Origin of the sequence: Caballeronia sp. LZ034LL (assembly GCF_031451215.1) — a bacterium.
GTDB lineage: Bacteria > Pseudomonadota > Gammaproteobacteria > Burkholderiales > Burkholderiaceae > Caballeronia.
The window spans coordinates 2341234-2363080 of the sequence record NZ_JARUXR010000001.1; the positions used below are offsets into that span (position 1 = coordinate 2341234).

A 21847-nucleotide genomic window follows, 5' to 3' on the forward strand; every position below is an offset into this window, starting at 1 on the left:
AGAGCGCCCGCCGAAGGGCGAGTTTCGCTTGGCAAAACCCCAAAGGATACGCGATTGTCCGGCGGCTCTGGTTTTTAAAATCAGACGAATAAAGCTGGTCCGACGCCGCTTCGTTGCTGCGCCTGACGCGCGCGGGTCAACGCTGCTTCGAGCGATACCACTCGGCCGTGACGGCGAGGCCCTGATCGAGCGTCTGCGGCGCGCGCCAGCCCAGCGTCTCGCGAATCCGGCGCGAATCCACCCGCAAGCTGTTCGTCAGGCGTTCGACCTGCGCGGTCTTGCCCAACAGGCGCGCCATGCCGCGCAGCCATCCGGGCGGGACCGGGACCAGCCGCGCCGGCCTGCCAAGATGCTCGCCCAGCTTGCGCACGAGTTCCGCGACACCCGGGTCTTCGCCGTCCGTCACATGGAACACGCGGCCCGCGGCGCCGGGATGCAGCGCGCATTCGACCGTCGCGCTCGCCAGGTTGTCCACCGACACGAGGCTGCGGCGCGCGTCGATCGCGCCCAGCGGCAGCGGCACGCCGCGCGCGACCGCGTTCATCATCGCGAGAAAATTGGCGCGCACGCCGGGACCGTACACGAGCGGCGGGCGCACCACCACCACCTCCATGCCGGTGCGGCTGCCGAATTCGAGCAGCCGGACCTCGGCTTCCGCTTTCGAAACGCCATACGCGTCCGGAGGACGACGCTCGTCGTCCTCGGTGAAGGGACGGCCCAGGTCGTGTTCCCCCAGCGCCTTGATGCTGCTCATCAGCACGAAGCGGGTGGCGCCCGCGCGGCGCGCGGCCTCGGCGGCGCCGAGCGCGCCCGCTACATTGACCGCGCGGTAGGCGTCGAGCACCGCCTCGGCCTGTGAGGCAGCCTCGCCCATCACATGCACGCGCGCAGCGAGATGGATCACCGCGTCGCAACCGGCGAACGCTTCGGGACCGAGCGCGTCGAGTCCTTCGACGACACGCACCTCGACGCCCGGCCCGCACTGCGCGCCGGGGCGCACGAGACCGGTTGCCGCGATGCCGCGTTCGAGCAGCGCGCGGCTCACCGCCCGGCCGACGAAGCCGTTCGCGCCCGTCACCGCGATGCGTTGGCGCGGCGCGCTCACAGCCACTTCCAGCCGAAGCGGTTGAAGAAGCGAAACGCCGACGTGGCGAACAGCTTCACGTGCGTCGAACCCTTGCGTGCCGCGCCGCCGCCGTGATGCAGGATGCGCACCGACGGCACATACACGATGCGGGCGAAGTCACGCGTGCGCAGGCTCAGGTCGTAGTCTTCGAAGTAGAGGAAATAACGCGGATCGAAACCGCCGAGCGACTTGAGCACGCCGGTCCGGAACAGCATGAAGCAGCCGCTCACGATGGGCGGATCCCATACGATGTCCCGCTCGCCGATGACATCGCGCATCTCATAACGCGCCAGGCGCCGCGCGAACACCTTGCGCAGCGACGCGGGCAGGAAGCCGCGCGCGAACAGATCGAGGACGGTCGGATAGCGGCGGCACAGGAACTGCTGCGCACCGTCCTCGCCGCCGATCCACGGCGCGAGCAATCCCGCATCGGGCTCCGCCTGAAGAAAGGCGAGCGCGCGGCGCAGACCGTCGGCGTTAAGCTCGACATCGGGATTGAGGATCAGATGAAAGCGGCTGCGGGTCCGCTCGATCGCGAGATTGTGGCCACGTCCGTAGCCGACATTGCCATGCCCCCGGATCACGACGGTCTCGAGGCCTTCGTCGGAAGGCGCCGGAAGATCGGCGAACTCGCCGGGATTGCCGTTGTCGATCAGGTAAAGCTGCGTATGTCCGGCCACGTCGTGCAACTGGGCCAGCGCGGCGTCGAGCGTCTCGACGGTGCGCGCGAGCAGTGCCGCATCAGGCCGATAGACCACGATGGAGATGCTGAGCGGGCAGGCATCGTCGGACTGATCTGGCCGGGCGGTGGTCCGGCCTTGCGGTGGGATCGCGTTCATCGGACAAGGAGAGGTGTCCGCGCCACGAGAGGAATACGGACCGCGTCATGAAGTGGAAACCGCACCGATTGTGCTCAAAGTCACCCTTTTCGGCAACCGCACGACTCTCCGGAAAAGCCGCAGCCGGGAAGATTTGTAAAATTTTGCACTTAGGATTGTGCTAAATTCCGCCCAATCGCAGTGACCATGCCCTATCCGAATCGGCCCCTGCTGTTGCTTCGGCTCCGACCGGACCCGCGCAGTGGGCTTACCCTGATCACCTTATCGTGAACTGAATGAGCAAGCCCATCGTCGTCGATCTCGACGGTACGCTGATTCGCTCCGACATTCTCGTCGAGAGCGGATTCGCCTTCCTGAGATCGTTCCCGCAGAAGTTCTTCCAGCCGCTGCAATGGCTCGCAAGCGGCGGCAAGCCCGCGCTCAAGGCAGGGCTCGCGGAGCACGTGTCGATCGACGTGACCACGCTGCCGTACAACCTCCAGGTCATCAACTGGCTGACGGAGATGCGCGCGGCAGGCCGCGAACTCGTGCTGGCCACGGCAAGCCACGAGTCGTTCGCCAGGCGCATTGCCGAGCATCTCGGGCTCTTCGTTCGCGTCTTCGCCAGCGACGAGCGCGTCAATCTCTCGTCGCATCGCAAGCGTGAGCGGCTCGTCGCCGAATACGGCGAGAAGGGCTTCGACTACGTCGGCAATTCGCACGACGACATCGCCGTCTGGCAATCGGCCGACCGCGCCTATGTCGTCAATCCGCATGCGGGCGTGATGCGCGCCGCGAATCGCGGCGCCAACGTCGAGCAGGTGTTCGAAAACCGTCCGCCGCAATTCAAGGTCTGGGCCAAGGCGCTGCGCCTGCACCAGTGGCTCAAGAACCTGCTGATCCTGGTGCCGCTGCTCGCCGGACATCATCTCGCCAACCTGCCGCTGCTCGGGCATGCCGTGCTCGCGTTCGTGTCGTTCGGCCTGTGCGCGTCGAGCGTCTATCTGCTGAACGACCTGCTCGATCTCGAGGACGACCGCCATCATCCGGTCAAGCGCAGGCGGCCGCTCGCCGCCGGCACCCTGCCGCTGCTGTGGGGCATGGCCTTGTGTCCGGTGCTGCTCGCCGTGGCGTTCGGCATCGCCGCCGCGTTCCTGCCATGGCGCTTCAGCGCGGTGCTGCTTGGCTACTACGTGCTGACGCTCGCGTATTCGCTCGTGCTCAAGCGGCGCGTGATGATCGACGTGGTCACGCTGGCCGCACTCTATACGACGCGCATCATCGCCGGGGCGGCTGCGATCAGCGTGCATCTGACCTTCTGGCTGCTCGCCTTCTCGATGTTCTTCTTCCTGAGCCTCGCGTTCGTCAAGCGTTACGCCGAACTGCACGCGATGGTGCAGGCCGGCCGCGAAAAAACCCGCGGACGCGGCTATCTGTCCGACGACCTCTCGATGGTATCGTCGCTCGGCACGGCCTCGGGCTACATCTCGGTGCTGGTGCTCGCCATGTACATCCAGGACGGAGGCACGACGGTGCTGTACCGGCATCCGCAATACATCTGGCTCGCCTGCCCGGTCATGCTCTACTGGATCAGCCGCACCTGGATCATCACGCATCGCGGCGGCATGAACGACGATCCCATCGTGTTCGCCGCGCGCGACCGCATGAGCCTGCTGGTGGTCGCGCTGTGCGGCCTGGCCTTCTGGCTTGCGACCTGACCGATGAGCGAACTGCTTTCCTGGGGCCGCTATCCCCGCCTGCCGCAGACGCCGCACGCCGCCCACTGGCGCGATCAGGCGCAGGCGCAGTGGCGCGGGGTGCAAGAGACGCACGGCACGACGCTCGCCTTCGGCAACGGCCGCAGTTACGGCGATGTCTGCTTGGCCAGCTCCGATCACGTGTTCCAGACGCTCGCGCTCGACCGCATCATCTCGGCCGACTGGACGCGCGGCATCGTGCGCGCCGAGCCCGGCATCACCTTCGAGCAGATCCTCGCCGTCGCGGTGCCGCGCGGCTGGATGCTGCCGGTCACGCCGGGCACGAAGTACGTGACGCTGGGCGGCGCCATCGCCAATGACGTGCACGGCAAGAACCATCATGTGCGCGGCACCTTCGGCCGCCACGTGCGCGCGTTCGGCCTCGCGCGCAGCGACGGCACGGTGCTCGAATGCTCGCCGGACACGAATCCCGAATGGTTCAAGGCGACCATCGGCGGCCTCGGGCTCACCGGGCTGATCCTGTGGGCCGAATTCGCGCTGATGCCGATCCGCACGAGCCTGATCGACGTGACGAGCATCCGCTTCGGCAAGCTCGACGAGTTCTTCGATCTCTCGGAAGAGTACGACGCGAAGCACGAATACTGCGTCGCCTGGGTGGATTGCGCGAGCCGCGGCGCCTCGCTTGGACGCGGCCTCTTCATGGCCGGCGATCACGCGATCCACGGCTCGCTCGATGTCGAGCAACGCCGCAAGCGCAGCGTGCCGTTCACGCCACCCGTGTCGCTCATCAACGGCCTCACGCTGCGCGCGTTCAACGAACTGTATTACCGCAAGCAGCGCAAGCCGGTGGAACTGTCGCGCGTCGGCTACGACGGCTACTTCTATCCGCTGGACAGCCTGCTCGAATGGAACCGCATCTACGGACCTTTGGGCTTCCAGCAGTACCAGTGCGTCGTGCCGGCCGCGACCGCGCGCGAGGCAGTGCGCGCGATGCTCGACCGCATCTCGTCGAGCGGGACGGGATCGTTCCTCGCGGTGCTCAAGCGCTGCGGCGACATTGCGTCGCCCGGGCTGCTGTCCTTCCCGATGGAAGGCACCTCGCTCGCACTCGACTTCCCGCAGCACGATGCCCGTAACGCGCAGCTGTTCGCCGCGCTCGATACCCTCGTGCGCGAAGCGGGCGGACGCATCTATCCGGCGAAGGACGCACACATGTCCGCCGCCGATTTCCGCGCCGCTTATCCTCAATGGCAGCAGCTCGAATCGCTTCGCGATCCCGCGATGCTGTCGCACTTCTGGAAACGAATGATCGCCTCATGAAGAACATCGTCATCGTAGGCGCCACGTCCGCCATCGCCATTGCCTGTGCCCGAGAATGGGCCGCCAAGGGCGCGCGCTTCTTCCTCGTGGCGCGCAACCAGGACCGCATGGAGCAGGTCGCCGCCGATCTCACGGCGCGCGGCGCGGCTTCGGCTGCCACCTATCGGCTCGACCTCGACACGCTCGACGAGCACGCCGCCATGCTCTCAGCGTGCGCCGCGCAGATGGATTCCATCGATATCGTGCTGGTCGCCTCCGGCACCCTGCCCGACCAGGCCGCGTGCCAGAACGACCCGGCGGTGGCCGTGCGCGAATTCCACACCAATGCGCTCTCGCTGATCGCGCTGCTCACGCCGCTCGCCAACCGCCTCGAAGCGCAGCGGCACGGCGTGCTTGCCGTGATCTCGTCGGTGGCGGGCGATCGCGGGCGACCGTCGAACTATCTGTATGGCAGCGCGAAGGCTGCGCTGCAGGCCTTCCTCGAAGGGCTGCGCGCGCGCCTCTTCAAGGTCGGCGTGCATGTGCTGGACATCAAGCCGGGCTTCGTCGCCACGCCGATGACCGAAGGGCTGCCGCTGCCCGGTCCGCTGGTCGCGACGCCGGAGAAGGTCGCGAAGGACATCGTGCGCGCGGTCGAGCGCAGGAAGGATGTGCTTTATACGCCGTGGTTCTGGTGGGGCATCATGCTCATCATCCGCAACGTGCCGCGCTTCCTCTTCAAGCGCGCATCGCTCTGACGCGGCGTTGCCGCGCCAAGGCGACGACAATCAGTCGCGGGCAGCCAGCGCGGGCTGCTCGCCGCCGAAGCTGCGGAACACGTAGCGCTTGTCGAGCCGGTACTTGATCACATAGCCGATCGCCAGGCCGATACACGCGCCCACGTAGCGCATGGTGGCCGTCCCGAACACATGCTCGAACGCGAATTCGACGCCCCAGAAGATCGCGGTGGTGACGAGGCCCATCGTGACGTAGAGCGTGAACATGGTGGCGTCGTGACGGGCGTTCTGCGCCTTGAAGCGGAAGATCCATTTCTTGTCGAGCACGTACTTCACGACCAGCCCGACGCCCGTGCCCACGAGCACGGACAGCACGATATGCCACGGACCGCCGTAGATGCGCGTCGAGAGATCCTGCGCGCCAATGTTGGCGAGCGTCGCGATGGCGGCGAAGAACGAATAGAGCAACACGAGCTGCATGGAAATTCCGGATCCGGTTGATGAAGCGACTGGGATAAGGCGCTGAATCAGGCGTGTTCCTGCGCGTCCACCGGCTCGGCGCCGCGTCCGCGCAGCAGCAATGCCAGCACGCCCGGCACGAAGAATACCGCGGACAGCGACAGCGCATAGCTCGCGCCGATCAGATGGCGGGTATTGTCCGCGAGGCCATCGCCGAAGGACGTGGCATAGCCCACGAAGCCGAACAGCCCCAGGAAGGACGCGATCTTCAGCAGCACGAGCCGCCCTGCCCGCGCGCTGCCGCGGTATTGCGCGATGAGCACGAACGCCACGACGAGCGACGCCAGCATCACATAGTTGAGGCGCTCCCGATACAGGTCGCGCCACCACGAGAACACCGGCAGGTTGAAGAAGTTGTCGCCGTGTTCGAGCTTCGTGCCGAGATAGCCGATGCGAATCTCGTTGCCCGTGCTGAACACGGCCTGCGCGATGCGCGGCACGATCACCGGCTTGACGAGGGCGAGCCGCACCACATCGGCATAGCGGGCGTGCGCGCGTTCCATGCAGGACGGTCCGTCGGGCGCATAGGCGATCACGTTGACGCATTCGCGCAGGACGGGCTTGTCGCCGATGCGCCCGATGCCCGCGATTTCCCGCGGCGACAGCACGCTCAACGCGCCCGCATAGACCGCATGGTACTGGTTGATGCTCTTGAACGCGCCCGAAAACACCGGCAGCAAGGTCGCGGCGACGCAGGCCGTCAGCACGGCCGCCGTCTTCAGCCGCGCGCGCCGTGCGTCGAACAACGGCATCACGAAGGGCGCGACGATCAGCGGCAGCGGGAAGAAGGCCGTCTTGGCCGCGCCGACGAACGTGGCGAGCAGCAGTGCGCACCAGCGCGGGGCACGCGCAGGCTGCGCATCCCGTTCGCTGCGGTAGATGCACAGCGCGATCAACGGCAGGAACACGATGACCAGCTGATCCTCGAAGAAGGTATTGAAATACGCTGAGAAATCCGCCGACAGCGCGAGTACCGCGGCAATCAGCATGAACATCCAGGTGGTCAGCAGATGCTCGGCGCGGCGCAGACGCATGAACAGCGCAATGAACGCGCAGAAGTAGATGGCGCGTGAGATCAGCGAGCCGATGATCAGCGAATAGCGGCCCGACCCGCAGTCGATCAGCCTGACGAACAGCGACTGCGCGAACACATAGGCCTTGTAGGACGACAGCGTCAACAGCGCGGGCCGCTGCAACCAGCTCTGCGCGAACACCCATTTGTCGTGCCACGAAGAGAGGAATAGCCGGTGTGCTTCATCGCTGCCTGGCGGCGGAAACAGCGAACTGAACCCGGCCGGCCTGTCGATGAAGAACGTGATGCTGCGGTTGAAGTCCATGTTGTCGGCGAGGCCGCTCAACAGATGGAGTGATCCTAACGTGACCAGCAGCACCGCGAAGGCGCGGAATAGCGTTCGGGAGGCGAAGAAGCCCTTGATGTACTCTGGCATGAACCTCTGGGGACGTATCGATGAGCGGCGCGCGCGTGCTTGCAACCGCGGCCTGAAGGAAGAGAATGCCCGGTCGACGATACCGGCGAAGGCCGTTACACGACAGCGGCCAAGTGTAACGGACGTTTCAAATCAAAAGATGACTTGCCGGTGAGTTGGTCGGCAGGGGAACATTTCGGATTCTTTCATATCGACGCCGCTGCGCGTGCATCATTTCGGCGACCTGAAGGGCCGCTTTTTGGCTGCCTTCCAGGCGGCCTGCGAGCGCCCGTGGCCGCGGCGCAAAATGGGCATGCAGTATAATTTGCCGCCCGCTGCGCCCCACTGCAAAGGCGGGCGGCGACGCTCCAGCCGTATGAAGAAACCAAGATCAAGCCATCCCGTTTTTACCGGATGAAGGCGTGATCGCACTACAAAACGGTTGATTTTGCATCCTGCGACGGGCGGACCACCCCTATCACCGTCGCGCGCTACAAGCAGGCGTGATGTGCCGTGCGTTTTTTGAAACGCGCCCGGCCATTGCAACAGCATTCGCAAAACTTGATGAATCCACATTCGAAGCATCCCGCGTCATTGGCCGCGATTCCGAAGACCGTATGGCGCAACCGCGGATTGATCGTGCAGATGACGCAGCGTGAAGTGATCGGCCGCTATCGCGGTTCGGCGATGGGGCTCGCGTGGTCGTTCTTCAATCCGGTGCTGATGCTGGTGGTCTACACGTTCTTCTTCTCGGTGGTGTTCAAGGCGCGCTGGGGCACGCTCGACGACAACAAGGGCGCGTTCGCCGTCGTCCTGTTCGTCGGCCTGATCCTGCACAGCCTGCTCGCCGAATGCATCAACCGCGCGCCCACGCTGATCCTCGCCAACGTCAACTACGTGAAGAAAGTGATCTTCCCGCTGGAGATCCTGCCGATCGTCGCGCTCGGCTCGGCGCTCTTTCACAGCGCCATCAGCCTGCTGGTGCTGCTCATCGCGGAAGTGATCCTGCTGCATGCGCTGCCGTGGACCGCGCTGCTCTTTCCGCTGATCCTCGCGCCGCTATTGATCGGCGCAATGGGCTTCGCGTGGTTCCTGTCGGCGTTCGGCGTGTACGTACGCGACATCGCGCAGATCACGGGCATCCTCACCTCGGTGCTGATGTTCCTCTCGCCGGTGTTCTATCCCGTGTCGAACCTGCCACCGCAGTACCAGACCTGGATCCGGCTGAATCCGCTGACCTTCATCATCGAGGAAGGCCGCAACACGCTCATTTTCGGCAAGCAGCCCGACTGGACCAGCTGGCTCGTCTGCATGGCCGGCTCGATCCTCGTCTGCTGGTTCGGCTTCTGGTGGTTCCAGCGCGCCCGCCGAGGCTTCGCCGATGTACTGTAAGCTTGACGGCGGACCTGTTCCGGCTGTCGGCACTTGAAAGATCGCGCGCGCGGCAGGGTCCGCGCGCAGGAATTGTCGAAGTTATCCGGAGGCTAGCAACACATGTCGGCTCAACTCGTCCCCACCATTCTTTGCGGCGGCGCCGGATCTCGCCTGTGGCCGGTCTCGCGCGAATCGCATCCGAAGCCGTTCATCCGGCTGGAAGACGGCGAAAGCCTGCTGCAGAAAGCATTCAAGCGCGGCGCCGAGCTTCCGGGCGTCGCCCAGGTCCTGACGGTCACCAACCGTGACCTGTTCTTCAAGACCAACGACGAGTATCGCGAAGTGAATCCGGCGGCCCTGCCCGCCTCGTTCATTCTCGAACCGTTCGGGCGCAACACGGCAGTCGCCGTGGCGGCCGCGGCGCTGCACGTCGCCGCCACGCTCGGCGAGGACGCGCTGCTGCTCGTGCTGCCGGCGGACCATCTGGTGCGCAACCACGCCGCGTTCGCGCAGGCGGTGACGCAGGCCGTGCAGCTCGCGCAGGCAGGCGCGCTCGTCACCTTCGGCATCGCGCCGACCTTTCCTGAAACCGCCTACGGCTATATCGAGGCGGACGGCACGAAGGTGCGGCGCTTCGTCGAGAAGCCGGATGCCGAGACCGCGCAAGCCTATGTCGACTCGGGCAACTTCCTGTGGAACGCCGGCATGTTCTGCCTGCGCGCCGGCACGGCGCTCGCCGAAATGGCGCAGCACTGCCCCGACGTGCTCGACGCCACCCGCACCTGTCTGGACGCCGCCCGCCGCGCCGCCGGTGCGGACGGCGCGCAGATCGAGCTCGATGCCGACACGCTCGCGCGCGCCCCGGACATCTCGATCGACTATGCGCTGATGGAGCGTTCCTCGAACGTCGCGGTCGTGCGCTGCGACATCGGCTGGAGCGACATCGGCTCGTGGAACGCGATGGGCGAACTCTCGCCCGCCGACGAACGCGGCAACCGCGTCGAAGGCGAAGCGCTGCTGCACGACGTCTCGAACTGCTATGTGCGCAGCGATAGCCGTCTGGTGGGCGCGGTGGGGGTGGAAGACCTGCTGATCGTCGATACCTCGGACGCGCTGCTGGTGGCCAACCGCCACCGCGCGCAGGACGTGCGGCACGTGTATGCCGCGCTCAAGGCGAGCGGCCACGAAGCCTACAAGGTGCATCGCAGCGTCCACCGGCCGTGGGGCATCTATACGGTGCTCGAGGAAGGCTCGCGCTTCAAGATCAAGCGCATCGAAGTGAAGCCCGGCGCGAGCCTCAGCCTGCAACTGCATCATCATCGCAGCGAGCACTGGATCGTCGTGAGCGGCATGGCGCTCGTGGTCAACGGCGAGAACGAGTTCTACGTGCGCACCAACGAATCGACCTACATTCCCGCGGGCCACAAGCACCGGCTGACGAATCCGGGCGTCGTGGATCTCGTGATGATCGAGGTGCAGAGCGGCGAATACCTGGGCGAAGACGACATCGTCCGCTTCGACGACAACTACGGACGCAGCTGACGCGGCCCGCGTCCTGCGCATCGTCCCACGCAGCCACTCACCCGATCACGACCCATGAGCCAAGCCAGCGCGCGCCCGAGCCTGAAACATCGCATCAAGGCGAGGCTCCTGCGCTCCTCGACCTATTACTTCCTCGCGGCGCTGAAATACTACGTCGGCAACAACGTGATCGCGCGCGTGCCGTTCGAGCGCCTGCGCAACGCGTACTACCGGCGCGTGCTGGGCATCCGCATCGGCCAGCGCACGCACGTCAGCATGCGGCAGTTCTTCACGGGCTATCACTCGCGCTGCAACGTAACGATCGGGAACAACTGCGTGCTCAACCGCGAGATCTATCTCGACGGCCGCACCGGCGTGACCATCGGCAACAACGTCAATATCTCGTTCCAGTGCTGCATTCTCTCGCTGCATCACGACCATAACCATCCGGGCTTTGCGTCCATCGGCGGCGTGGTCGAGATTCACGATCACGCGTGGCTCGGCGCCCGGGCCACACTGCTGCCGGGCGTGACCATCGGCGAAGGCGCGGTGGTCGCGGCCGGGGCGGTCGTGACGAAGGATGTCGCGCCGTACACGGTGGTCGGCGGCGTGCCCGCGAAACAGATTGGCGAGCGCAATCGCGAGATCGCCTACCTGACCGATTTTTCACCTTTCTTTGACACCGACGTTTTCGACGAATCTCATGGCCACGCGTAAAAAGAACGTTCTCGTCTTCACCCTGGCGCCGCCACTGCCGGCCAACGCCGGTGGCGCGATCTATACGATGAACACGCTCGCGCCGCTCGTCGACGATTATGACTTCCATCTGTTCACCATCGGCGGCGAGGACGAGCAGAAGAAAGTGGCGCAGCATCGCGAACTGTACGAGCGCCACTTCAAGTCGGTGCACGTCGAACCGCGCGCGCCGATGCCGTCCGACAAGACCACCGCCGGCCGCGCGCTGCACTCGCTGGTGCATTCGCTGCACGGCCTGCCGTTCATGGACGCGAGCTACTTCAGCCGCGCCGCCGTGCGCAATGCGCGCCGCATCATTCGCGAGCAGCATATCGACATGCTCGAAGTGCACACCACGCACCTCGCGTTCTTCCGCAAGTTCGCGCGCGAGCTGCCGGCGGTGCTGGTGAGCCACAACATCGAGTCGGACCTGTTCCCGTTCTGGATTCCGGGCGGACTCGGCGGCTGGCAGAAGCTGGCAGTGTCGAAGGTGGCGGAGATCAGCCGCCGCAACGCGCGGAAGGTCGAGATCGACAACGCCTGGAATTTCGACGCGATGACCTTCATCTCGCGCGAGGACATGGAGCGCGTCACCGCGCCGGTGGAGAAGCACTACATTCCGTTGTGCTTCCCGGTGAAGCCGTCCGACTACGACAAGAAGCCGAAGGATGTCGTGAACCTGCTGTGGATGGGCGGCTTCTGGTGGTATCCGAACGCGGAAGGCGTGTCGTGGTTCGTGCGCGAGATCCTGCCGCTCGTGAAGGACCGCCTCGCCGAAAACAACATCCGGCTGCAATTCCTCGGCGCGAATCCGCCCGACGACCTGAAGGCGCTGCACGACGGCAAGCACATCTTCGTGCATGGCTTCGTGCCGTCCATCGAGCCGATTCTCGACGAAGCGCATCTGCTGTTCGTGCCGCTCCTGTCGGGCAGCGGCGTGCGCGTGAAGATCCTGGAGTCGATGAGCAACGGCATTCCCATTCTCAGCACCTCCAAGGGCTGCGAAGGGCTCGGCGCGGTGGACGGCCGCGATCTCGTCATCGCCGACACCGCCGACGATTTCGCCGAGGCCATGATCCGGCTCGCGCAGAATCCGGCGCAGCGCGCCGCCATGGCCCGCAACGCCCAGGAACTGCTGCGCACGCGCTACGACCTCGACGCCTGCGTCGACATCAAGCGCCGCCTCTACAACAAGCTGCTGGGCATCAACGCCGCATAGCCCGCGCCGGCCGGCCGCACGCCCGGCCCCGTATCGGAGACCTTCATCAGCACACTTGAGCCGACCCCGCCGTTCATCGAAATGTCCATGCCACCTGTCGCGAACCCCTCGCCGGAACCCGCGGATCATGTGCTCGTCAATGTCGAGCGCATCTCCAAGCTGTTCCGGATCTACGACAAGCCCGCCGACCGCCTGCGCCAGTCGCTGGCCTCGCGCATCCGCATGCCGGGCCGCGCCCCGCGCGAGTACGGCCGCAACTTCTGGGCATTGCACGATGTCTCGTTTTCGGTGAAGCGTGGCGAGACCATCGGCATCATCGGACGCAATGGTTCGGGCAAGTCCACGCTGCTGCAGATCATCGCGGGCACGCTCTCGCCCACCAGCGGCGAGATCGAGGTCAATGGCCGCATCTCCGCGCTGCTCGAACTGGGCGCGGGCTTCAACCCGGAATTCAGCGGACGCGAGAACGTGCTGCTGTCGGCGCGCATCATGGGCGTGTCGGCTGAGGAAATCGCGGCGCGCTTCCACGAGATCGAAGCCTTCGCCGATATCGGCGAGTTCATCGACCAGCCGGTCAAGACCTATTCGTCCGGCATGTACGTGCGGCTCGCGTTCGCCGTGGCGATCCACGTCTCGCCGGACCTGCTGGTCGTCGATGAGGCGCTGGCCGTCGGCGACACCGCGTTCCAGACCAAGTGCCTCACGCGCATCCGCGACATGCAGAAGGCAGGCGTCACCATCCTGCTGGTCACGCACTCCACCAATACGCTGGTCGAGTACTGCGATCGCGCCATCTACCTGAAGCGCGGCCACCTGATCAAGGACGGCCCGTGCCGCGACGTCGTGAAGCTCTATGCGAACGATCTCGTCGATGAAGAAGGCGGCCGGGCGATCGACATCGACGTGCCCGAAGGCGAGCGCGCGGCGTCGGAGAGCGGCGCGGAAACGAAGAAGGTGGAGTCCGACAAGACCTCGATCCTCGACGTGAAGATCACCGACGAAGACGGCCGCGAACGCACCACCTTCTCGTTCGACGATCCGTTCCGCGTCACGGTGTCGATCCGGGTGTCGCAGCCGAATCTCCGGCCGTGCTTCGGCGTGCAGCTGAAGAGCGTGGACGACATCGTGCTGTGGAGCACCACGACACAGCACATGAACATTGCGATGGACGCGCTCGAGCCGGGTACGTATCACTTCACGTGGTCGCTGCGCGCCAACTTCTCGGGCAACCGCTATGTGGTCGCGATCGGCGTCGGCGATGTCGAGTCGGGCGAATACAAGCGTCACGCGCGGCTGCCCTACGCCGGGCACATCGACGTGCTGCCGCAGGCCGACGGCGGCTCGGGCTGGCTCGCGCCTTGCCCCGCTTTCGACTTTTCGCAATGAGCACGGAGGATCGCGTGATGTCCGTGATGTCGGACCGGATCAGGGTGGTCGCCGTCGGCTATTACGGCGCGCCCAATGTCGGCGATGAACTGCTGCTCGCCGCGCTCGCAACCCAGGTGCAGGCGCGCGGCGGCGAGCTCGTCGCGCTGAGCAACAACCCCGCCTACACGCGCGAGGCGTTCGGCATCGAGGCGGTGGATTACTTCAATCTCGGCGAGGTCGGCCGCGCGCTTGCCGGCGCCGACCTGCTGGTGTTCGGCGGCGGCGGGATCTTCCAGGATCATCATCCGTTCCATCTCGAGGCGCTCTACGATCCGACGCAGAACGACATCGCGGCCTACGCGCGCGTCTTCTACATGGCGCGCCAGTTCGGCGTGCGCACGGCGATCTGGGGACACGGCGTCGGACCGCTCAACCAGCCGCAGGCGCAAGAGGTGGTGAAGGACGTCTTCGAGCACGCCGACGACGTGACGCTGCGCGATGCCGATTCGCTCGCGCTGCTGCGCTCGCTCGGCGTGACGCGCGAGATCGCGATCGGCGCCGATCCCGGCTGGGGCTACGTGGCGAACGCCGCGAGCCGCGAGCCGGCCGCAGTCGAAGCGCCGGGCATCGATACGCTTGCCGGACGCAAGAAGCTCGCGATCATCGCGCGCCTGTGGGAGTTCTCGCACGACTGGGAAGAGAAGCTGCTCACAGCCTTGCGCGAGACATTGACGCCGGAATGGTCGGTGGTGTGGGTGGGCTTCCAGTGGTCGGAGAGCGCGCGCGAGCAGACCTCGGACCGCGCGTTCCTCGAAACGATGCAGAGCCAGCTGGGCGACGCCATTCCCGGCATCGTCGTGGACCGGCTCACGCCGGATGAAGCGCTGTCGCTGCTGCGCCAGTGCGACGCCGCGTTCTCGATGCGCCTGCACGCGAGCATCATGACGATCGCCTTGGAGATCCCGACGGCCGCGCTCGAATACGACCGCAAGATGACGCTGGCGCACGACATGGCCGGCATGCCTGCGGACCTGCGCCTGCAACTCACCGACGACGACGCGCGTTTCAGCCGCGCGCTGCATCGCCTGACCGGCGGCGACGCACCGGCGTGGACGATCGCACCGGAGCGGCTGGCGGAACTGGCGGCGTCGTCGGGCGTGCATGACGCGATGCTCGACGCCGCGATGACGCGCGCACGCGAGGCCGCCCGTCCGAAGGACAGCTGGCAGAACCGCGACTTCGACTGGATGAGCACGTGGCTCGAGCAGACCATCTGGCAGAAGAATGCGGCTCAGCGCATGCGTGAGAAAGCCCTCGAACTTCTGCGCTTTCGCGACGGCCAGCTTGCCGTGAGCGAAGCGCAGGCCGCCTCGGCGAAGGCGGCGGAACAGGCGGCGCTTGCGCAATCCGCCGAGCACGAGAAGCGCGTGCAGGAGCTGAGCGAGATGTTCAACGCGTTGCAGCGCACGGGCACCGCTCCCGGCATGCAGAACGCGGAAGAGGCGCAAGAGACGCAAGAGGCGGACGCCGGCCTCGCCACGCTGCGACGCGAGCTCGAAGCAAGCCGGCAGAAAAACGAAGCGCTCTATGAGTCGCTCACGTTCGCGCAAGACGAGCTGGCCGCTGCACAAGCCGAACTCGCGCAGATGCGCGAAAGTCTCGAGAATCACCGCAATCACGCGATTCACGAAAATGACGAGAATCGCGAGAATCAAACCCGACACGAACCAACACTGGGCACAACGCCTGCCGTGACTGCCGCACCGGCCGCCTCGATCGTCGAGCCGGCCGGGACCGCAACCGTAAGCGTCCCCTCATCATCACTGGGTCCGAACATGCTTGTCCGCAAGTTTTTTTCCGCTCCGCGCACCTATACGGAACGCGCGCTCTACATCCTGCGCAACGGCGGCCTGCGCGCGCTCGCCTCGGCGGCGAAACGTCACACTCGCTCGCGCCAGGCGCTGCAGAACGGGCAGGTCCGGGAGATTCTCGACGCCTCCCGCCACGGGCTCTCGCCAACGGACCCGGACCTGTGGTTCCAGGCATCGGCGCAGTTGCAGCGTTCCGAGCTGGTGATCGTCTCGCAGCATCGCTACGACTGGGCCGGCGGGACGCACCGCCATGCGCAGCTGGCGCTCGCGGCGCTCCATGCGGGCCATCGCGTGATCTATCTGTACGTGTCGCCGCAGGACAAGGCGTCCGTCGCGCCGCGCCCGGACGCCTTGCAGATCCCCGGCCTGATTCACCATTCGATCGACGCCGTCACGCTCGAATACGTGTTCGAGCGCGTGTCCGAAGCCGCGCGCCTCGTGATCGGCGTGCCGGACGCGCGCGTGAGCCCGTTCTTCCTGTTCGCGAAGCATCGCGGCGTCGAGACCGTGTTCGATGTCGCCTACGACTGGACCCATGCCGCCGAGCCGCATCGCGCGATGCTGTCGACGCTGCTCGCGCAGGCCGACCGCTGCACCGTCGCGACGCCCGCGCTCGCGGACGCCGTGCGGCAGCAGCGCGACGCCGTGGAAGTGCTGCCGGGCGCCGCGCTGCACACCGTGTTCGATCCGTACAAGACCTACGACGCGCCCGCCGGCTTCGTGCCGAAGAACGGCCGCGTTGCGCTGTGCTTCTGCGTGAACGGTCTCGAAGCAATCGACTGGTCGCTCGTGCGGCGCAGCGCGGAACGGGCGCCAGAACTCACTTTCTGCTTCATCGGCACCGGTGCGGCCGCGCCGGGCATGCCGGCGAACGTCGTCGTGCGCGCGGCCGAGCCGCTCGCGGCGCTGCCGGCCTATGTCGCGCATGCCCATTTCCTGTTCTTCCCGTTGCTGCGCAACGCGCTCGTCGACGGCGACGCGACCGCGGGCCTCTATGCCGGCCTGCATCTGCGCAAGCCGGTCGTGACCTCGCTCGATTTCGGCATCACGCCGTCGGCGGACCTCCATGTCTGCGAGGACGAAGCGTCGTTCGTCGCGCGCTGCGCCGAGCTCGGTCGGGCGGAACCGTCCGCGCGTCCCGACGACGCCTTCGTCGCGAGGAACAGCTGGCTCGGCCGCCTCGAACATCTGTGCCCGCCCGTGCCGCGCCATGACGTGAGCGTCGTGATCCTGATCCACAACAACGCGAAGATCATCGCGCGGGCGCTCGAAACCTTGCTCGCGCATTGCTCGCCCTATCTCGCGGATGTCGTCGTGGTGGACAACGCGAGCGTCGATGGCGGCGCGGAGATCGTCGAGCAGCAATTCCCGCAAGTGAAGCTCGTGCGCAATCCGGAGAACGGCTGCTCGTCGGGCCGCAATCTCGGGGTCGAGCACAGCACTGGCCGGTACATCGCCTTCTTCGACAGCGACCAGTGGTTCGCGGGCTCGTCGGGCTTCGCCGAGGCGCTGCGCGTGCTGGAAACCGATGCGAGCGTGGGCGTGATCGGCTGGAACGCCGGCTGGTTCGACAAGACCCGCACCGACCTGGGCGGCATGATCGCGGACTACTGCCCGAACCGCGCGATGAACGCCGTGGCGATCCGTGACGGCTATCGCGCCGACATCGGCTTCCTTGGCACGAGCGGCTTCTTCATGCGCCGTCGCACCTTCGACGCGACGCACGGCTTCGATACCTTCTACGATCCCACCTGCTTCGAGGACACCGATCTCTGCTTCCAGATCAAGGCGCTCGACATGAAGGTGACGTTCCGCGATCTCTCGGGCATCCGCCATCAGCCGCACCAGACCACGCAGGCCAATTCGGGCAGCGACAAGTACACCGCGCTGTTCCTGCGCAATGCGCAGTACTTCAAGGAAAAGTGGCGCGACTATCCGCAGTTCTACGTCGACTACACGTGGTGAGGAACCCGCGCATGCCGTCCGCCACGCCTCGCCACGCAAGCCGCCTTCACTGATGCGGCAACTCGTCTATCTCTCGCCGCTGCCGTGGGCCAGCTTCGCGCAGCGCCCGCACAAGTTCGTCGAATGGTTCCATGCGGCGACCGGCGGACGCGTCTTGTGGATCGATCCCTACGCCACGCGCCTGCCCGCCTTGCGCGACCTGCGGCGGCCTTCGAGCGGCGCCTCGGGCGCGGCGGCGGCTCGTCCTGACTGGGTCACCGTCGAAAGCGTGCGCGCGCTGCCGCTCGAACCGATGCCCGGCGGCACGCTGCTCAACCGCATGGGCTGGCGGTCGCTGGCGGGCCGTGTCGCACGTTTCTGCGCCGAGGGTGAAACGCTGCTGGTCGTCGGCAAGCCGAGCGCGCTCGCCTTCGACCTGCTGCGTCATGCACATGCGGCGCGATCGGCCTATGACAGCATGGACGATTTTCCGGCCTTCTATACCGGCATCTCGCGCACGGCGCTGGCGCGGGTCGAGGCGCGCATCGCAACGAGCGTGGACCGGCTGCTGGTGTCATCGACGGCGTTGCGCGCCCGCTGGCAGACGCTTCGTCCGGACGCGCGGCTCGTCTACAACGGCCTGGACCCGGCGATCCTCCCCGCCGCCGACCTGGCGAAGCTCGCACGGCTGGGCGATGGCCAGCCGAAGGTCATCGGCTATCTCGGCACGATGGGGCCGTGGTTCGACTGGGCGTGGCTTACCGCGCTCGCGCGCCAGCGTCCCGCCGACACCATCCGGCTGATCGGTCCGGTGTTTTCCGCGCCGCCGGGCGCGCTGCCGGGCAACGTGCAGATGCTGCCACCGGTCGCGCACGCGGAAGCGCTCGAAGCGATGCGCGCGTTCGACATCGGGCTGATTCCGTTCATCCGCAACCAGCTGACGGACGGTGTCGATCCGATCAAGTACTACGAGTATCGGGCGATGGGCCTGCCGGTCATTTCGACGGCGTTCGGTGAGATGAAGCTGCGCGGCGGCGAGCCCGCGACCTTTCTGGTGGATGCGCCGGAACAGCTCGGCGGCGCCGTGGAAGCCGCGTTGCGCAGTCAGGCGGGCGCGGCGGAGATCGAGGCTTATCGGGCGGAGAACAGCTGGGCGGCGCGGTTTGATGCGGCGGGGGTGCTGGCATAACCAGTGCTGCGCGGACAGTCTTCACCGGCTGTTTCATAATGAGCCGAACCACCCTTCCCCGCCTCTTCTTCAATGACCGACGCCCTGACCTCCAGCCTCGACACCGCTCTCGCTCCTCTCGTCTTCGGCGACCTGCAAGGCTGCTGCGAGCCCTTCGAGCGCCTGCTCAAAAAGGCAGCCGTCGCCGACGACGTGCCGCTCTGGTTCGCGGGCGACCTGATCAATCGCGGGCCGCAGTCCTTGCAGACCTTGCGCGAAGTGATCGCGCTCGGCTCGCGCGCCACCGTCGTACTCGGCAATCACGACCTGAACCTGCTGTCGGTCGCAGCCGGACTGCGCAAGCCGAAGAAAGGCGACACGCTCGACGAGATCCTCGCCGCCCCCGATGCAGACGACCTCATCGAATGGGTGCGGCACAAGGCCGTCGCGCACTTCGAACACGGCATGCTGATGGTGCACGCGGGCGTGCTGCCGCAATGGGACGCCGCCCTGACCATGACGCTCGCGCATGAACTCGAGACCGCCTTGCGCGCACCGGACTGGAAAGAGACGCTGGCGGGCCTGTATGGCAACGAGCCGCATCGCTGGGATGAGACGCTCACGGGCCTCGACCGCTTGCGCGTGATCTACAACGCGCTGACGCGGATCCGCTTCTGCACGGCCGAAGGCGCGATGGAGTTCGCCAACAACGGCGGTCCGGATGCCGCGCCGCCCGGCTATCTGCCGTGGTTCGACGCACCCGGACGCCGCACGCAGGACGTGACGGTGGTGTTCGGCCACTGGGCCGCGCTCGGCCTGATGATCCGCGACAACGTGCTGTGTCTGGACTCGGGCTGCGTGTGGGGCAACAAGCTGTCGGCGGTGCGGCTCACGGCCGATCCGGCGCAGCGCGTCGTCACGCAGGTGAGTTGTTCGATGAAGAAGTGACGACCGGCTCGACGAACAGCGGCTCACTGACGACAGCCGGCGCGCCGCGCATCTGATCCAGCGCCGCGTTCACCGCAGCCTGCGCCTCGCTCGCGAGCAGCCGCCGGTCCGCGCCCGGCGCGAGCGGATTGCACACGTAAAGATGGGCGGTGATCTCGCCCGCGCGCAACAGCGCATCGAGCGAATCGTTGAGCGACATGTCGCCGATATACGCGGGCGCGACCGATTGCCGGCCCTGCGCGTCCTCGTACATCAGGCAGATCGGCTGCACCGGCACGGACGCCGACACGGCCGCCTGGAACAAATTGGCATGGAACGGCAGCAGCGTGCGGCCATCGGTCGTGGTGCCTTCAGGAAACACGCACATCTTCTCGCCCGCCATCAGCCGCTGCGCGAGTTCGTGCATGATGCGCTTCGCGTCGCTGCGCTTCTCGCGCTGCACGAACACCGTGTCCAGTTGCTGCGCGAGCCAGCCGACCACCGGCCACTTGCGGATCTCCGCCTTCGATACGAACGGCGTCGGACGCCACGCGTTGATCACGTAGATGTCGATCCACGACACATGATTGCCGACCACCAGCACGCCGGCATCGAGCCGTGCTTCGTCGTTGTGCACGACGAGCTTCATGCCCGCGAGCCGCAGCATCTTGATCGACCAGACGCGGTTCATCTCGCTGCGCTCGCTCGCGGAAGCGCGCGGAAACCGCGTTGCGACGATCCCCATGCCCACCAGCAAGTGGACGAGCAGCCGCAGTTTGCGCAGCGTCAGTCTCATGTTCAGCGGCTCTCGTAGGCGAGGTGACCGCCGACCACCGTCGCACGCACGCGCGCCGGCAGTTCGTAGCCCAGGAACGGCGTATTGCGGCCCTGGCTCCTGAGCTTGCGCGGATCGACGCGCCAGTCAGCGTTCGCATCGAACACGCAGACATCGGCGAGCGCGCCCGTCACGATGCGTCCCGCCGGCAGCTTCAGCGCATCCGCCGGCGCCGACGTGATGCGCGAAAGCGCCTTCGCCAGCGGCACGTCCGCCTCGCGCGCCCACTTCACCGTCAGCGACAGCAGCAGTTCGAGGCCGGTCGCGCCCGGTGTCGCCTCGGCAAACGGCAAAAGCTTCTCGTCTTCGTCGAGCGGCGTGTGATCGGAACAGATCGCGTCGATGGTGCCGTCCACCAGACCCGCGCGAATCGCCTCGCGGTCGCGCTGCGAACGCAGCGGCGGATCCAGGCGGAACTGTGAATCGAAGTAGCCGATATCCACGTCCACCAGATGCACGTGATTGATGGTTACGTCGGCGGAGACGGCGAGCCCTTCGGCCTTCGCCGCGCGCACCAGCGCGACGCCCGCCGCCGACGACAGATGCGACAGGTGCACGCGCGCGCCCGTCACGCGCATCAGTTCGAACAGCGTGTGCAGCGCGATGGTCTCCGCCGACACCGGCACGCCGGACAGCCCGAGCCGCGATGCGACCGGACCGCTCGCCGCGACGCCGCCCTTCGACATGAACGCATCCTGCGGACGCAGCCACACGGTATAGCCGTAGGTGGTCGCGTATTGCAGCGCGCGCTGCAGCGTGCGCGTATCGACGATCGGGTTGTCGGCCTGCGAGAAGCCGATGCAGCCCGCTTCGGTCAGCTCGACCATCTCGGTGATGGTCTCGCCTTTCAGTCCCACCGTCAGCGCGCCGAGCGGATACACGTGCGCCTGATGCAGCTTCTGCGCGCGGAACTTGAGCATCTCGACGAGACCGGGTTCATCGAGTGTCGGGTCGGTGTCGGGCGGACACACGAGACTCGTCACGCCGCCCGCCATGGCCGCGGCCATTTCCGATTCGAGCGTCGCCTTGTGTTCGAAGCCCGGCTCGCGCAGCCGCGCCGACAAATCGACGAAGCCCGGCGCCACGTACAGCCCATTGGCGTCGATCACCTTCGCCGCCGTGAAGTCGGCGGGCGCCGCGCCCACGCCGACGATCCTGCCCGCCGCAATGAACACGTCCTGGCGCGTTTCGGTGCCCGCGGCCGGATCGATGATCGTGCCGCCTTGAATCTGGATCTTCAT

General features: G+C 66.2%; 17 protein-coding genes. 11 read left to right on the forward strand and 6 right to left on the reverse strand.

The window, feature by feature from the left end:
• Positions 1-136 precede the first annotated feature (136 nt).
• Complete coding sequence (locus tag QCE83_RS10730; RefSeq protein WP_404984471.1) at positions 137-1111, reverse strand: NAD-dependent epimerase/dehydratase family protein; 975 nt, start codon at positions 1109-1111, stop codon at positions 137-139.
• A complete protein-coding gene (locus tag QCE83_RS10735) occupies positions 1102-1965 on the reverse strand; it encodes a glycosyltransferase family 2 protein (RefSeq protein WP_309809518.1) in 864 nt (287 codons plus the stop codon). Before QCE83_RS10735 ends, QCE83_RS10730 begins: the two co-directional genes overlap by 10 nt.
• A 275-nt stretch (positions 1966-2240) precedes the next feature.
• Between QCE83_RS10735 and QCE83_RS10740 the strand changes: the two genes are divergently transcribed.
• The 3 genes from QCE83_RS10740 to QCE83_RS10750 are packed head-to-tail and all read left to right on the forward strand — an operon-like array spanning position 2241 to position 5719.
• Positions 2241-3662, forward strand: a complete 1422-nt coding sequence (locus QCE83_RS10740) for a UbiA family prenyltransferase (protein ID WP_309809520.1) — start codon at positions 2241-2243, stop codon at positions 3660-3662.
• Between the two features lie 3 nt (positions 3663-3665).
• The gene (locus QCE83_RS10745; RefSeq protein WP_309809522.1) at positions 3666-4982 is read left to right on the forward strand and encodes an FAD-binding oxidoreductase; all 1317 of its coding nucleotides are present in this window, start codon (positions 3666-3668) and stop codon (positions 4980-4982) included.
• Entirely contained in the window at positions 4979-5719 is a 741-nt protein-coding gene (locus QCE83_RS10750; protein WP_309809524.1) for an SDR family oxidoreductase, read from the forward strand. Before QCE83_RS10745 ends, QCE83_RS10750 begins: the two co-directional genes overlap by 4 nt.
• A gap of 30 nt (positions 5720-5749) precedes the next feature.
• On the opposite strand, the gene QCE83_RS10755 is transcribed toward QCE83_RS10750, so the two are convergent.
• Positions 5750-6178 (reverse strand): GtrA family protein, encoded by a 429-nt coding sequence (locus QCE83_RS10755; protein WP_309809526.1) that lies wholly within the window; start codon positions 6176-6178, stop codon positions 5750-5752.
• Between the two features lie 47 nt (positions 6179-6225).
• Positions 6226-7665, reverse strand: a complete 1440-nt coding sequence (locus QCE83_RS10760) for a hypothetical protein (RefSeq protein ID WP_309809527.1) — start codon at positions 7663-7665, stop codon at positions 6226-6228.
• A 543-nt stretch (positions 7666-8208) separates the two neighbouring features.
• On the opposite strand from QCE83_RS10760, the gene QCE83_RS10765 reads away from it, so the two are divergent.
• From QCE83_RS10765 to QCE83_RS10800, 8 genes are all read left to right on the forward strand, one after another.
• A complete protein-coding gene (locus tag QCE83_RS10765) occupies positions 8209-9036 on the forward strand; it encodes an ABC transporter permease (RefSeq protein ID WP_309809529.1) in 828 nt (275 codons plus the stop codon).
• A 102-nt stretch (positions 9037-9138) separates the two neighbouring features.
• Positions 9139-10560 carry a mannose-1-phosphate guanylyltransferase/mannose-6-phosphate isomerase gene (locus tag QCE83_RS10770; RefSeq protein ID WP_309809531.1) on the forward strand — a complete coding sequence of 474 codons (1422 nt, stop codon included), beginning with the start codon at positions 9139-9141 and terminating at the stop codon, positions 10558-10560.
• Between the two features lie 54 nt (positions 10561-10614).
• On the forward strand, positions 10615-11256 hold the full coding sequence (locus tag QCE83_RS10775; RefSeq protein WP_309809533.1) for an acyltransferase: 642 nt from the start codon (positions 10615-10617) through the stop codon (positions 11254-11256).
• Positions 11243-12493 (forward strand): glycosyltransferase, encoded by a 1251-nt coding sequence (locus QCE83_RS10780; RefSeq protein WP_309809535.1) that lies wholly within the window; start codon positions 11243-11245, stop codon positions 12491-12493. The genes QCE83_RS10775 and QCE83_RS10780 overlap by 14 nt, the downstream gene beginning before the upstream one ends.
• An 87-nt stretch (positions 12494-12580) precedes the next feature.
• Positions 12581-13879, forward strand: coding sequence for an ABC transporter ATP-binding protein (locus QCE83_RS10785; protein WP_309809536.1), 1299 nt, complete (start codon positions 12581-12583; stop codon positions 13877-13879).
• The gene (locus QCE83_RS10790) at positions 13876-17697 is read left to right on the forward strand and encodes a polysaccharide pyruvyl transferase family protein (RefSeq protein ID WP_309809538.1); all 3822 of its coding nucleotides are present in this window, start codon (positions 13876-13878) and stop codon (positions 17695-17697) included. Before QCE83_RS10785 ends, QCE83_RS10790 begins: the two co-directional genes overlap by 4 nt.
• Before the next feature lie 52 nt (positions 17698-17749).
• Positions 17750-18865 carry a glycosyl transferase gene (locus QCE83_RS10795; RefSeq protein ID WP_309809540.1) on the forward strand — a complete coding sequence of 372 codons (1116 nt, stop codon included), beginning with the start codon at positions 17750-17752 and terminating at the stop codon, positions 18863-18865.
• Between the two features lie 72 nt (positions 18866-18937).
• Positions 18938-19792, forward strand: coding sequence for a symmetrical bis(5'-nucleosyl)-tetraphosphatase (locus QCE83_RS10800; protein WP_309809542.1), 855 nt, complete (start codon positions 18938-18940; stop codon positions 19790-19792).
• Here the strand turns inward: QCE83_RS10800 and QCE83_RS10805 are convergent.
• A complete protein-coding gene (locus tag QCE83_RS10805; RefSeq protein ID WP_309809544.1) occupies positions 19761-20567 on the reverse strand; it encodes a lysophospholipid acyltransferase family protein in 807 nt (268 codons plus the stop codon). The two genes, QCE83_RS10800 and QCE83_RS10805, sit on opposite strands and share 32 nt — an antisense overlap.
• Before the next feature lie 2 nt (positions 20568-20569).
• On the reverse strand, positions 20570-21847 hold the full coding sequence (locus tag QCE83_RS10810; protein ID WP_309809546.1) for a dihydroorotase: 1278 nt from the start codon (positions 21845-21847) through the stop codon (positions 20570-20572).